At 40.2% G+C, this 13,936-nt stretch carries 18 protein-coding genes; 17 read left to right on the top strand and 1 reads right to left on the bottom strand.

All coding sequences use genetic code 11. The features are described from left to right. Positions 1-45 precede the first annotated feature (45 nt). From spoIIAA to Q1B03_RS03170, 9 genes are all read left to right on the top strand, one after another. Positions 46-396 carry an anti-sigma F factor antagonist gene (gene spoIIAA, locus Q1B03_RS03210; RefSeq protein ID WP_044340116.1) on the top strand — a complete coding sequence of 117 codons (351 nt, stop codon included), beginning with the start codon at positions 46-48 and terminating at the stop codon, positions 394-396. Position 397: 1 nt separating this feature from the next. Beyond that, positions 398-841 (top strand): anti-sigma F factor, encoded by a 444-nt coding sequence (gene spoIIAB, locus Q1B03_RS03205; protein WP_044340117.1) that lies wholly within the window; start codon positions 398-400, stop codon positions 839-841. Positions 842-853: 12 nt separating this feature from the next. After that, a complete protein-coding gene (gene sigF, locus Q1B03_RS03200; RefSeq protein WP_299738117.1) occupies positions 854-1,618 on the top strand; it encodes an RNA polymerase sporulation sigma factor SigF in 765 nt (254 codons plus the stop codon). 275 nt (positions 1,619-1,893) lie between these two features. After that, the gene (locus tag Q1B03_RS03195) at positions 1,894-2,514 is read left to right on the top strand and encodes a stage V sporulation protein AA (RefSeq protein WP_299738115.1); all 621 of its coding nucleotides are present in this window, start codon (positions 1,894-1,896) and stop codon (positions 2,512-2,514) included. Further along, a complete protein-coding gene (locus tag Q1B03_RS03190; RefSeq protein ID WP_299738113.1) occupies positions 2,504-2,926 on the top strand; it encodes a stage V sporulation protein AB in 423 nt (140 codons plus the stop codon). The genes Q1B03_RS03195 and Q1B03_RS03190 overlap by 11 nt, the downstream gene beginning before the upstream one ends. Before the next feature lie 22 nt (positions 2,927-2,948). Then, positions 2,949-3,518 (top strand): stage V sporulation protein AE, encoded by a 570-nt coding sequence (locus Q1B03_RS03185; protein ID WP_299738110.1) that lies wholly within the window; start codon positions 2,949-2,951, stop codon positions 3,516-3,518. Continuing rightward, positions 3,511-4,989 carry a spore germination protein gene (locus Q1B03_RS03180; protein WP_299738108.1) on the top strand — a complete coding sequence of 493 codons (1,479 nt, stop codon included), beginning with the start codon at positions 3,511-3,513 and terminating at the stop codon, positions 4,987-4,989. Before Q1B03_RS03185 ends, Q1B03_RS03180 begins: the two co-directional genes overlap by 8 nt. A 77-nt stretch (positions 4,990-5,066) precedes the next feature. Beyond that, complete coding sequence (lysA, locus tag Q1B03_RS03175; RefSeq protein ID WP_299739590.1) at positions 5,067-6,368, top strand: diaminopimelate decarboxylase; 1,302 nt, start codon at positions 5,067-5,069, stop codon at positions 6,366-6,368. A 362-nt stretch (positions 6,369-6,730) separates the two neighbouring features. Then, on the top strand, positions 6,731-7,102 hold the full coding sequence (locus Q1B03_RS03170) for a GNAT family N-acetyltransferase (protein WP_299738105.1): 372 nt from the start codon (positions 6,731-6,733) through the stop codon (positions 7,100-7,102). A gap of 29 nt (positions 7,103-7,131) precedes the next feature. On the opposite strand, the gene Q1B03_RS03165 is transcribed toward Q1B03_RS03170, so the two are convergent. Further along, on the bottom strand, positions 7,132-7,653 hold the full coding sequence (locus Q1B03_RS03165; RefSeq protein WP_299738102.1) for a DUF309 domain-containing protein: 522 nt from the start codon (positions 7,651-7,653) through the stop codon (positions 7,132-7,134). Positions 7,654-7,834: 181 nt separating this feature from the next. Between Q1B03_RS03165 and Q1B03_RS03160 the strand changes: the two genes are divergently transcribed. The 8 genes from Q1B03_RS03160 to Q1B03_RS03125 all read left to right on the top strand — a co-directional run bounded on the left by Q1B03_RS03160 (position 7,835) and on the right by Q1B03_RS03125 (position 13,932). Then, entirely contained in the window at positions 7,835-8,593 is a 759-nt protein-coding gene (locus Q1B03_RS03160; RefSeq protein ID WP_299738099.1) for a segregation/condensation protein A, read from the top strand. Continuing rightward, a complete protein-coding gene (gene scpB / locus Q1B03_RS03155) occupies positions 8,586-9,179 on the top strand; it encodes an SMC-Scp complex subunit ScpB (protein WP_299738097.1) in 594 nt (197 codons plus the stop codon). Before Q1B03_RS03160 ends, scpB begins: the two co-directional genes overlap by 8 nt. 164 nt (positions 9,180-9,343) lie before the next feature. After that, a complete protein-coding gene (locus Q1B03_RS03150; protein ID WP_299738095.1) occupies positions 9,344-9,835 on the top strand; it encodes a DUF3907 family protein in 492 nt (163 codons plus the stop codon). Positions 9,836-9,990: 155 nt separating this feature from the next. Further along, on the top strand, positions 9,991-11,151 hold the full coding sequence (locus Q1B03_RS03145) for a D-alanyl-D-alanine carboxypeptidase family protein (RefSeq protein WP_299738093.1): 1,161 nt from the start codon (positions 9,991-9,993) through the stop codon (positions 11,149-11,151). Continuing rightward, positions 11,144-11,737 carry a nucleoside recognition domain-containing protein gene (locus Q1B03_RS03140; RefSeq protein WP_299738090.1) on the top strand — a complete coding sequence of 198 codons (594 nt, stop codon included), beginning with the start codon at positions 11,144-11,146 and terminating at the stop codon, positions 11,735-11,737. The genes Q1B03_RS03145 and Q1B03_RS03140 overlap by 8 nt, the downstream gene beginning before the upstream one ends. Next, entirely contained in the window at positions 11,738-12,265 is a 528-nt protein-coding gene (locus Q1B03_RS03135; protein WP_299738088.1) for a spore maturation protein, read from the top strand. 147 nt (positions 12,266-12,412) lie between these two features. After that, positions 12,413-13,144: a pseudouridine synthase gene (locus Q1B03_RS03130; protein WP_299738086.1), complete on the top strand. Its 732-nt coding sequence runs from the start codon at positions 12,413-12,415 to the stop codon at positions 13,142-13,144. Positions 13,145-13,401: 257 nt separating this feature from the next. Then, positions 13,402-13,932: a thiol-disulfide oxidoreductase ResA gene (locus tag Q1B03_RS03125; protein ID WP_299738084.1), complete on the top strand. Its 531-nt coding sequence runs from the start codon at positions 13,402-13,404 to the stop codon at positions 13,930-13,932. Positions 13,933-13,936: the final 4 nt, after the last annotated feature.

The raw sequence follows: 13,936 nt of genomic DNA, 5'->3' as shown, positions 1-13,936 counted from the left end.
TAGCGAAATGACTCACTATACGACAGAGAAGGAGGCTTTCTGATAGTGAGTCTTGCTATTAACTTAGAAGTCAAAAAAGATGTTTTGTGTGTCCGTTTAAGTGGTGAGTTGGATCATCATACTGCTGATGAGCTTAGGGAAAAAGCTTCGAATCTGATTGAAAGTGAGAATGTGAAGCATATCATTTTGAATTTAGAGGAATTAAGCTTTATGGATAGTTCAGGTTTAGGTGTGATTTTAGGCCGATACAAGCAGATCAAACAAAAGCACGGAGAGATGGTTGTGTGTGCGATTTCCCCTTCTGTAAACCGATTATTTGAAATGTCAGGGTTGTTTAAGATTATCCGTCTTGAGCCGTCTGAAGAAAACGCATTACAAAGATTGGGGGTCGCATAACATGAGAAATGAAATGAACATACAATTCAGTTCTTTAAGCCAAAATGAGTCCTTTGCCAGAGTTACCGTTGCTTCGTTTATTGCACAGTTAGATCCGACTATGGATGAATTGACTGAAATTAAGACAGTCGTATCGGAGGCCGTGACAAATGCCATCATCCACGGATATGAAAACAGACCAAATGGTACCGTTTATATTTCTGTCATTATGGAAGAGGATGGCTTCATAGATATGACCATTCGCGATGAGGGAATCGGGATTGGTGACGTAGAGGAAGCCCGTCAACCATTGTTCACGTCCAAGCCAGAGCTTGAGCGTTCTGGCATGGGCTTTACCATTATGGAGAATTTCATGGATGAAATAGAAGTGTCATCACACCCAGGTACAGGCACCACGGTAAGACTAAAGAAGCACTTGACCAATAGTAAAGCGCTATGCAATTAAGGAGTCGTGCCCATGGATGTCGAAGTTAAAAATGAAAAGGAACAGACCTTCTTGAAGGATCATGAGGTGAAAGAGCTCATAAAGCAGAGTCAGGACGGTGACCAAAGTGCCAGGGACTTAATTGTCCAAAAGAATATGCGCTTGGTTTGGTCTGTCGTCCAGCGCTTCCTCAATCGGGGATATGAACCTGATGATCTCTTTCAAATAGGCAGTATCGGGTTGCTGAAATCAGTGGATAAGTTTGATTTAAGCTACGACGTCAAGTTTTCAACTTATGCTGTACCGATGATCATCGGGGAAATCCAGCGGTTCATCCGGGATGACGGAACTGTAAAGGTAAGTCGTTCTCTGAAGGAGATGGGAAACAAGATTCGTAAAGCCAAGGATGAACTTTCCAAGAAATTTGGGAGGGTTCCGACGGTGAGTGAGCTTGCCGAACATTTGGAGTATTCGGTTGAAGAGGTGATCATGGCTCAGGAAGCAAGCAGGGCCCCTTCTTCGATTCATGAAACCGTTTATGAAAATGATGGAGATCCCATTACCCTTTTGGATCAGATTGCGGATAATAGCGATAATAAATGGTTTGACAAAATCGCCTTAAAAGAAGCCATAAGGGAACTGGATGATCGGGAACGGCTGATTGTGTATTTAAGGTATTACAAAGACCAAACCCAATCGGAAGTAGCAGATCGACTGGGTATATCCCAGGTCCAGGTATCGAGACTGGAGAAGAAGATATTACAAACAATGAAAGATCATATGCATACAGAATCTTAGGCAAAATAACCTTGTTGTTTCAAAGAATCATGTTGAAACGACAAGGTTATTTTTAATTTGTGAAGTGAATACAACATTTGAGTATATATTGACCCCACAATCTCCCTTTGAAATTGTTGCCATTTTCAAAAGCTCCGAACCTACAAAATCTATACTGTTTCTCACTTCCTCCTCCATGCATCTCAACTGGCCACTTGCAGCCATTACATAAATTATTTCCGTTAATCCATACTATTGGTACGAAGAGAAAATCATGTTTTCAGGAAGTGAACTGCATGGAAGGTATTTTGTATATACGCTTACGTCATCGAGTGCAGGTAAGGGAAGAGAGTACAGTCAAGCTTGGACAGCTTGCTCAAATCATAGCACCTGAAAATATTCTAGAAGAATTAAAGCAAATCCCGATCCATCAAGTGACGGCATCTGATAAGAATATCATTGTGGTCGATGTGATGAGGGTGATAAGAGAAATATGCAAGGACTTCTCAGATCTTGATATTCAAACGATTGGACCCACACAAAGTATTATTGAAGTGATCTATGAGAAAAAGAAAATCTCTCTTCCGCTCTTCATTGGCGTTTGGTTACTATTATTCATCGGTGCAGCCCTGGCAATTATGAATTTTCATGAAGATGTAAGTATGAGGGAGGTTCATCAGAGGCTGTATCATTTTGTAACTGGGGATGAGGATCCGCATCCATTATTATTTCAAGTTCCCTATTCATTCGGTTTAGGCCTTGGGATGATCTTATTTTTCAACCATGTGTTTCGAAAAAGACTTAATGAAGAGCCGAGTCCACTAGAAGTTGAAATGTTTAATTACCAGCAGGATTTAGATCAATATGTCATCATGCATGAAAATAAAGAAAGTCAGAAAAAATTAGATGACCATTAGCGTATTGATTACAGTATTTATTGGTTTTGCTGGTGGACTGGCAGTCGGTTCCGGGTTCGTAGCTTTTCTAACCGTATTAGGAATCATCCCAAGGTTAACTCAGTTAACAAAAACAATGAAAATGATTCACCACTATGAACTGGCCGTCATTACAGGTGCACTGGCAGGAGGATTTGTCAGCTTAAATAATTATACGCTGCACTTTTCCCCATTCGTTCTTATGCCCATCGGTTTAGCGAGCGGAGTGTTCATCGGGCTGTTGGCGGCTGCATTAACAGAGGTATTGAATGTGTTCCCGATCCTCGCAAAGCGGATTGGGATTGAAGGTCAAATCGTCATTCTCATTATGGCGATTGTATTTGGGAAAATTGTCGGCTCACTTTTTCATTGGCTCTACTTGGTTCATCAATAAACAGCAAGAGGCAGGGGTTCATATGGACGACAAAAGAAAAGTGATCCTGATTACAGATGGAGATGAATATGCCAAGCGGGCAATCGAGTGCGTGGCAAAGGAGTATGGAGGACGATGTATCTCAAGCTCTAAAGGAAATCCTTCTGTATTATCAGGACCAGAGGTTGTGAAATTAATCAGAAGTGCAAAGAATGACCCCGTCTTTGTGATGTTTGATGATAGTGGATTTATTGGAGAAGGTGCAGGCGAAAGGGCACTAAAGTATGTTGCGAACCACCCTGGCATAGACGTGCTCGGCATTATTGCGGTAGCCAGTAAAACCAGGCAGGCAGAATGGACAAGAGTGGATGTATGCATTGATAAATTTGGTGAATTGACTCCATATGGGGTAGATAAATTTGGTGTACCTGAAATGGATTTGGGAAGATTAACGGGAGATACGGTTTATTGCCTTGATGAGCTGGATGTTCCCGTTATCGTCGGGATTGGTGACATAGGCAAAATGGCCAAAAGGGATCACTACTCACAAGGTTCGCCCATTACGAAAAAGGCTGTTGAAATCATCTTGGAAAGGAGCGGATATCATGCCTGAGAAAACGAAAGAAATACCAATATCAAAAGATTTAGCTGTTATAGAAGAGTACATGAAGAATCATGTAGGATTAAACAAAAGCTTTGATTTAGGTGTCCGTAAACTCATGATTTTGAAAAAAGGAGTGCACATCTATTATATTAACGGGTTGACTGATGCTTCCTACATTATTCAAATAGTGGAGGAACTCGTTGAGATCAATGATCATGAGCGTGCAACGAGCCGATTATATGAGATTGTACATAATCGCCTTGTTCATCAATCGGTTGAGCCGGTTAAAACGATTGAAGAAGCAGTTGACGAAGTGCTATCAGGATTAATAGCAGTCTTTGTCGAAGGGTACGACGAGGCAATCATTGTTGATGTTCGTAGTTATCCCGGGCGACAGCCTTCAGAGCCTGATACTGAAAAGGTAGTACGTGGTTCCCGGGATGGTTATGTAGAGAATATTATTGTGAATACCGCTTTAACAAGACGAAGAATCCGGGATCCAAGATTGAGGTTTGAAATATTTCGTATCGGGGAACGATCTAAAACTGACATTTCCATTGCTTATATAAATGATGTTGCAAATCCGAGCTTAATTGAAGTCATCAAGAAAGAATTGAAGAGTATTAAGATCGACGGATTAACGATGGCGGATAAAACGGTTGAAGAGTTCCTTGTGAAGCAAGGGTATAATCCATATCCTCTCGTTCGATACACTGAAAGAGCAGACGTCGCAGCCACTCACTTATTAGAAGGACATGTTCTTATTTTTGTTGATACTTCGCCGAGTGTCATCATTACACCAACGACATATTTCCATCACCTCCAGCATGCGGAGGAATATAGACAATCACCGGCTGTCGGGACCTTTGTCAGATGGACCAGATTCCTAGGGATATTAGCATCACTGTTTTTACTCCCGTTATGGTACCTATTTGTATTGGATCCTTCCCTCTTACCTGAAGTGATTAAATTCGTAGGGCCAAATGAGCAAACGAATATTCCTGTTATTGTACAGTTGTTCATAGCGGATTTCGGGGTTGAAATGTTCAGGGTTGCCGCCATTCATACTCCAACCCCATTATCCACTGCAATGGGTCTGATAGCGGCTGTCTTAATTGGACAAATAGCCATTGATGTAGGGTTATTTCAACCTGAAGTCATCCTGTATGTAGCCGTTGCATCCATTGGAACGTTTGCTACACCAAGTTATGAATTGAGTGCTGCGAACAAGATGGCCAGACTGTTCCTTCTAATTGCAGTTGCCTTCTTCCATATCCCTGGCTTGATGGTGGGTACAACACTTTTTATCTTATTCGTTACAAATATAAAATCTTTGAATACACCTTATCTGTGGCCGTTGATGCCATTCAGTCCTAAAGCATTCATGCAAATCCTGATTCGCCGCTCTATGCCGGGAGCAAAAATCAGACCTAGCATTGTGCAGCCGAGAAATAAGTATAAGCAACCTGCGAAATCTTAGAAATATTGCAACAACTCTCATTCTGTGGTAAATTACGTTTAATTAGAAGAGCATTAAAGAGGGGAATGAGACGTTTCATGTATCTTCATGGATCAGCAGAAATACAAAACGGTCATCTTACCATAGGCGGGGTGAGTACCACAAAGTTAGCAGAACAATATGGTACTCCCCTTTACGTTTATGACACAGCACTTATTAGAGAACGGGCAAGAGGATTTAAAGAGACGTTTGATTCCCTTGGAGTGAAGGCAGAAGTTGCCTACGCAAGTAAGGCATTTTCATGTATCGCGGTCTTTCAATTAATGAAAGAAGAGGGATTATCACTGGATGTGGTTTCAGGGGGGGAGTTATACACTGCGTTAAAGGCAGAATTTCCTCCTGAACGCATCCATTTTAATGGGAACAATAAGTCCAGGGAAGAACTGATGATGGCCATTGAAAACAAAATAGGCTGTATTGTCGTTGATAATTTTTACGAACTGGAACTTGTGAATGAAATTTCACTCTCCTCTGAACAAATGACAAAGGTTTTGTTAAGAGTGACGCCTGGGATTGAAGCCCATACTCATGATTATATACTAACCGGACAAGAGGATTCCAAATTCGGATTCGATTTGGGTAATGGCCAAGCTGAGGAAGCTATGAAAAAGGCGATGAGCCATGATGGGATTGAATTGTTGGGGTTGCATTGTCATATTGGATCCCAAATATTCGAAACAACAGGCTTCATTCTTGCTGCTAAGAAAATTATTGAGAAGGTAGCTCAATGGAAATCACAATATGATTTTGACCCTAAAGTAATCAATTTAGGCGGTGGCTTTGGTATTCGATATACGAAGGATGATGACCCGCTCCCGCCTGCTCTATATGTGAAGGAAATGATTTCTGCTGTAAAAGAGGAAGTTAAAAGATACAATCTCGAAATGCCGGAAATCTGGATTGAACCAGGTCGTTCCCTTGTGGGCGATGCAGGCACCAGCCTTTATAAATTGGGTTCAAGAAAAGAAGTACCAAACATCCGGAAGTACTTAGCGATTGATGGAGGAATGAGTGACAATATCAGACCCGCTCTCTATAAGGCGAAATATGAAGCCTTGATTGCGAATAAAGCAGACCAAACCCCGGAAGAAACTGTATCGATCGCTGGTAAATGCTGTGAATCAGGTGATATGTTGATCTGGGATTTACCCCTTCCTGATTCAGAAGCCGGTGACATTCTTGCCGTGTTCTGTACAGGTGCTTATGGATATTCCATGGCGAATAACTATAATCGTATTCCCCGTCCGGCTGTCGTGTTTGTAGAGAATGGAGAAACCAGGTTAGCCGTTCAAAGAGAGACGTATGAGGATATGATTTCACTTGATGTAACGTTTAAATAAGCTAGAAAAGTAGTCTTTAAGTATATCGTACTTAAAGACTACTTTTTTATATACTGAATAACATACTTTAACAAATATTGATTTTACTATACAATAACAATGATATATAAAGGTGAATATAGTATAGACAAAGGAGTCATTTATGAAGATCAGCAATAAGGGGTTGTTTTTGTTTTTATTAGTAGCCGGCATAGTGTGGGGCGTCATCTACTGGATGTTCCTGGCTGGGAATTGATTGGTTAAAGTTGATTAATAAAAGTAAATTTAGTAAGATATATAAACATTCATATCAATTAAATTTCTAGTTTTTGTCTAAAATAGGAAATAAATAGATTAGGCATAAAACATAACGAGGGGTAAATATGTTAATTCGGTATAAAAAGGCGTTTGAAAAGATCGCAATGGGATTATTATCTTTCATGCCAAATGAAAAGGATTTGAAGAAGCTTCAACAGACGATGAAGCAATACGAAACTGAAGACAATTGGCAGCTCTTTTTATGGAAAGAAGAGGACATAGTAGGCTTGATTGGAGTCTTCAAGACAGATAGTACATTAGAGATTCAGCATATATCAGTAAACCCATCCCATCGCCATGAAGGAATTGGGAAATCAATGGTGAAGCAGTTAAGAGACATGCATTCAGAGTATGAAGTGAAGCCGAATTCAGACACCGCTTCATTTTTTGAGAAGTGTGATGAGATTGAAGAAGAAGTAAAGGACGAGAAGCAATAAAGAGGACGGCCACCTTGCTTAATAGGTGGTCAGCCTCTTTTTTTTCGTTCTAATGCATTTTTACGCTCCAAAATCACTTCTGTACGGTCTCGTAAGGAATGACGATGAATGAGATCATTATTCGTTAAATCACTTGGAGAACACCATGAGTACCCATTGTCCTTACACAGTGATTGAACTTGCTTAAGGAGAGAAGTCTCCGTGAGGGGAATATTTATGCTCTTATAGGGCTGATTTGTACTTAGTTCATGGCCGGTATCAACAAGCATGTCTTGGAGTTCAGCTGCATGGATTCCTAAGTGAGAGAGTTGTTCCTGATTCACCTCAATATTTTGGATGGCTTTCTTAAATGTTCGGGCTGCTCCAGGAAGATTACCTCTTCTGTAATGGTAAAAACCTACAGCTATCTGGATTAACCCCACCCAGTGGGAAGAGCGGTTCTTAGGGTCCACTTCTTTCCAATATTCTTCTAACACTTCATGACATTCGAAGTAATCACGATTTCCGTGGAAATACATTAAGAATTCTATATAAGGTTTAGGATAAACCATGTGATACCTCCTTTCATATTTTGAGTGTCTGAGTATTTAAAGTGTAGCACATTCTACGTCTTTGCTAAAACGACAGGTACATACTATATAAACAAAAACTTTCTATTGGAGAATAGTGGTCAATCTACTATACTATTAAGTAGCTATCAGGAATGACTGTAATTAGAAATTTGGTGATAAAGTGGAATACAATGTGAAAATTGACGCTTTTGAAGGTCCACTAGACCTTCTTTTGCATCTGATTAACTCGTTGGAAATTGATATATATGATATTCCTATGGCTCAAATTACTGAGCAATATATGTTATATGTACATACGATGAAGAATTTGCAGCTTGATGTTGCCAGTGAATACTTAGTAATGGCTGCTACGTTATTAGCCATTAAAAGTAAAATGCTTCTACCGAAACATGATGAAGGACTTCTAAACGATGAGATTGAATTTGAAGAGGAAGATCCACGTGACGAATTAGTTGAACGATTGATTGAATATCGTAAATTTAAAGAAGCGGCAAATGAGCTGAAGCATCGTGAGGAAGAACGGGGACAAGTGTATACGAAGCCTCCAAGTGATCTTTCGGAATTCACTGAAGAAGTTGATTTGAAGAATAGTGAAGTTCAAGTGTCTTTATATGATATGTTAGGAGCTTTTCATAAATTATTGAGGCGTAAGAAGCTGCAAAGACCCGTTCAAACCAGAATTACCAGACAGGAAATATCCATTGAGAAAAGAATGAATGACATTCTTCATAGTTTACGGAATATCAAAGTACGTACATCATTTACAAGTCTTTTCCCAACCGATAATAAAGAACATCTCGTAGTTACTTTCCTTGCTGTGCTGGAATTAATGAAGCGGAAGCAAATCATTGTCAATCAAGAAAAAAACTTCACAGAAATATTTGTTGAAGCAGGAGAGGAGGTAGGACTTGTTGAATAGCAGTAATTGGAAGGGGATACTGGAAAGCTTATTGTTTGCAGCCGGAGATGAAGGTCTTTCACTCAAGCAAGTCTGTTCCGTATTGGAAATCGGGGAGCAGGAAGCGATGGATGTCATTGAAGAGTTAAAGATGGATTATGAAAAGGATGTCAATCGTGGAATTTATATGATTGAGATAGCTGATACCTTTCAATTAGTTACCAAAAAAAGCAACGCCGATTATTTAAAGAAATTGGTTGAGTCACCAAATGTAAGCTTTTTATCTCAAGCAGCTCTTGAAACACTGGCGATTGTTGCTTATAAGCAGCCTATCACCAGGATGGAGATCGAACAAATCAGAGGTGTTAAAACCGAACGTCCCATTCAGACCCTGACGTCAAAAGGGCTGGTCAAGGAAGTTGGTAGGGCAGAAGGTACGGGTCGTGCCTATTTGTTTGGTACGACGAAAGAATTTCTGGACTATTTCGGACTAAAGAGAATAGATGAACTTCCACCCTTGCCTGAGAATATAGAAGACGAATTCATGCAGGATGAAGCGGATTTATTCTTTGAGAAATTTCAGGAAACGATGGATTCGAAAGATTAGGATAAAATCATATGTAGATAGTGAATAGGCAGGAACTCGGCTATATGATTGGAGGTCCTGCCTGTTTTCATGAGTCCATCGTTCTGAAAATTTTGACGAAATAGAATTTTCAGAACGATGGATTGATAAAATGGAACTAGCAGGGGAAATATGGAGGGGAATAGATGAACGATTTTATTGTGAAAACTCAGGTGCAAGACATACAACCCTTTCTTGAAAATTCGATTATTAAATTTGAAGGCTATTTAAATACCGTTACCATACAAGATCTATTAGAGGGGAAACATGGAGATAAAGCTTATTACGAAGGGCTGCTTTCAAATCTAAGAAGACTTCTTGTCTATTGTGAAGAAGGACTGGATGCTTGTACAATCATTGTTCAAACTGAACCCTTCCAGAAGCTGGTTGCCGAAAGAATCCTTTATAAAATCTATCATAAATGCATAGAGGAATATTATTCCCCGCGATATAATCTATGGTTTGAAGATCGTCGTATTACCTATCCCGATCGCAGTGCAATCCGGTTTCGACAAGAACCTCCCGGCTGCTTCGCTGCCTTATTAAGAGGTGTGGAAGGAGAGTTTCATAGCATTCGGGAGGAATTAATCGAATTCGAGGTCGAGTATCGAAACCAAAAGCTGCAATCCAAAGAATAGAACATGGAAAACACAGCTGAAAGACTCAGCTGTGTTTTTGTGTGTTTCAGTTTTTTCAAGTTGTACTGTGTTGGCATTTCCAGATTTTCATTCATATTACCCCTTGTCCTGCATAAACTTGTACAAACACGTTAGAACCAAAGGAGTAGATGGGTGTGAATCTAAAGAAAGTGAAATTTTACATAAATTATTTCCTTATCTTTACTTTATTGTTTGTAGTCGTTTCCAATGAAGTTCAGGCCGCACCTTCTGTCAGTTCACAGCGGGCAATTTTAATGGATCAGGAGACGGGGAGGATTCTTTATGAAAAGGATGCTCACAGTCAAAGTCGAATTGCCAGTATTACAAAGATTATGACAGCAATTCTGGCAGTCGAATCCGGAAAGATGGGTAAGGAAGTAACGGTTTCTTCGAATGCAGCTGGTACGGAAGGGTCTTCGCTATACTTAAAAGCGGGGGAGAAGATAAAGCTGGAAGATCTGGTGTATGGGCTTATGCTAAGATCCGGGAATGATGCAGCGGTTGCCATAGCAGAATATGTGGGCGGAAGTCTGGACGGATTTGTTTATATGATGAATGAAAAGGCGAATGAAATCGGAATGGAAAATACTCATTTTTCCAATCCCCATGGTCTTGATGATCATGAGGACCACTATTCAACTGCGTATGATATGGCAGTACTAACGAGATATTCAATGGAGAACGAATTATACAAGAAGATTGCAGGAACTAAGGTTCATACTGCGCCAAATCCAGAAGAAAAATGGGATCGTAAGTGGAAGAACAAAAATAGATTATTAACAGAATTATATAAACATAGTACGGGTGGGAAAACCGGTTACACAAAACGAGCCAAAAGAACGCTTGTGTCCACAGCTTCTAAGGATGGAGAGAATCTCATTGCCGTTACACTCAATGGTCCCGATGATTGGAATGATCATATTGGAATGTTTGAATTCGGGTTTAAGCAATATGATTATAGGATCGTCCTGGAAAAAGGAACGATTGATAAAATGGATGACGAAATATACAAAGATCATGCCTATCTTAAACGTGAATCCGTCCTTACCCTTCAAGATGGTGAAGTGGATGATGTGAAGGTAGAGTATAAAATGTTAAAGCCTAAAGAGGAATGGTTAAAGAATAAAAATGTACCTGAAGTAGTAGGAAAGGCTGTCGTGTATTTAGAAGACGTAGAAGTAGACACTCTTCCCATTTTCTTTAAAACAAAGGGTAAAACAGAAGAAGAAAAAAGCTGGTGGAAGTTCTGGGCATACTCCTTCGAGTCCTTTATAGGAGTCCGGGATCATGGTTAATCTCATTTGGGTCGGGATGACCATCATCGGTTTAGTATTCGCCATTATAAATGGGAAAATGGAAGAAGTAAACGAAGCCATTTTCACATCTGCCAATGAAGCCGTTACCCTCTGTATAGGATTGGTCAGCGTATTGGTGTTTTGGTTGGGAATCATGAGGATTGCTCAAGAAGCGGGTTTATTGGATAAACTGGCCAGGCTGTTCAGACCCTTTGTCACCAGGTTGTTTCCTGAAGTGCCGGATAATCATCCTGCTATGGGATATATATTATCAAATATGATGGCCAATATGTTTGGCCTTGGAAACGCAGCAACACCTCTCGGGATCAAAGCGATGGAGCAATTAAAGGACCTTAATGGAGGAAAAGACTATGCCAGCAGGTCGATGATTACATTCTTAGCGATCAATACGTCAAGTCTTACCATCATTCCCACAACGGTCATTGCGATCCGGATGAAATATGATTCAGCTTCTCCAACTGAAATTGTAGGACCAACCTTAATTGCCACAATGCTATCGACCATCGGAGCCATACTGATAGACCGTTATTTTCATTACAGACGTACTCGTCGTGAGGTGAAATAGATGCAATGGATATCCACCATTTCATTATGGTTAATCCCTATTATGATTGGCTTCATATTGATCTATGGCACCCTTAAAAAGGTACCAACGTATGAAGTGTTTGTAGATGGGGGAAAAGAAGGCATTAAAATTGCCGTATCGATCATTCCTTTCCTCATTGGAATGCTTGTGGCGATTACCATTTTTAGAGAATCAGGAGCACTTGAGTTCTTTGTGAATCTCATCCGTCCGGGATTGCTTGCACTTGGTATACCCCCTGAAATTGTGCCACTTGCCATTATCAGGCCCATTTCAGGAACAGCTGCCCTTGGTATGATGAGTGATATTGTCGCTACCCACGGGCCAGATTCCTTTATCGGAAGACTTGCATCAACCTTACAGGGAAGTACCGATACGACCCTTTACGTATTGACCGTGTACTTCGGGGCAGTAGGGATACGTAAGATGGGAGACGCGCTGAAGGTCGGATTACTAGCCGACGTCGTCGGAATCGTAGCCGCCATCTTCATCGTCACGATTATGTTTTAAGGATTGGCATCTATTAATAATGGAAACAATGAGGTATAAAGAAATCGACTGAAAAGGTCGATTTTTCTTTATACCTTTCTATTTTGCCTGGATTGTGTAATAATTCATGAAGACAAATGTATTGAAAATTAAATGAGGTGAAATACCGTGGAACGATTACAAAAGGTTATTGCTCATAGTGGAGTAGCGTCTCGACGAAAAGCTGAGCAATTAATTATAGAGGGTAAAGTAAAGGTCAATGGTGTAGTAGTGAAGGAATTGGGAACAAAGGTCTCTAATTCAGATAGAGTTGAAGTGACAGGGATTCAGATTGAAAGAGAAAACAAAGTATATTATATGCTTTACAAGCCAAGAGGGGTTATTTCGGCTGTGGCTGACGACAAAGAGCGTCAAGTTGTAACGGACTTCTTCCCTGAAATCCAAGAAAGAATCTATCCTGTAGGAAGACTGGACTATGAGACGTCAGGTATTCTTCTTTTAACCAATGACGGAGACTTCGCTAACTCCCTGATGCATCCAAGTAACGAAATTGAAAAAACATACGTAGCAAGATTAAAAGGCATCCCGCCTAAATTTAAAATCAGAGAACTTGAAAAAGGGATTAAACTGGAGGACGGCATGACTGCTCCTGCAAAAGTGAAAGTGTTAAGTATTGATAAGAAACAAGGGAAATCCATCGTAGAAATCACCATTCATGAGGGCAGAAACCGTCAAGTGCGCAGGATGTTCGAAGCGATTGGGTATCCGGTACAAAAGCTGAAACGGGAAAGATATGCATTCCTGTCTCTCCATGGCTTGAACGCAGGAGAAGGAAGAGAACTTACTCCGCATGAAGTGAAACAGCTGAGAACACTGGCTGAAACAGGAAATATCCGATAAAGAATAGGTTGGAAAGTGTCACATATCCTTCATATAATTTACACTATCTCTAAAGTGATAAATGATATAATGGGAAAGGAATTTTACCCTGAAATCCAAGGGATATTTCCCTGCTTATTATGAAGGAATGGACATTACATTATGGCAGGGACTGATCTCATAAGGGTATTCTTATGACATCAGGCCCTTTGCTACTGTAAAGAGAGAAAAATCATTTCCATTCTTGAGAACGATTTCAATATGGGAGGCACACGTACATGAATAAGAAAAAACGCAGATTACTCATCCGGACAATTATTCTCATTGTGCTGACTTCTGCGGTTGCATATACTCTGTATGCAAACTTTACGAAGGATGAAAGAGGGAAATTAAAGGTGGGAGATCAAGCGCCTGACTTTGTATTACAAGATATGGAAGGGAATAAACATCGTTTGTCCGACTATGAGGGCCAAGGGGTATTCCTGAATTTCTGGGGAACATGGTGCAAACCATGTGAAAGAGAGATGCCATATATGAATAATCAATATGAAAAATATAAAGCTCAAGGTGTACACATATTGGCAGTCAATGTGGGAGAATCAGATTTCCTTATCAATCGATTCGTGTCTAAACACGGGTTGGAGTTCCCTATTTTAGTAGACCAAGAAGAGGAAGTTCAAAATGCGTACGGTATAGATCCGTTACCGACTACATTCCTCATTAACCCTCAAGGTGAAATTGAAAAAATCATTACAGGTACGATGTCAGAAAACGATATCATAGAAGATTTAGAGAGCATCAAGCCTTAGCTCA

This window comes from uncultured Rossellomorea sp. (genome assembly GCF_947488365.1).
In the GTDB taxonomy this organism is placed as follows: Bacteria; Bacillota; Bacilli; order Bacillales; family Bacillaceae_B; genus Rossellomorea.
This window is presented reverse-complemented; position numbering and strand designations above follow the sequence as displayed.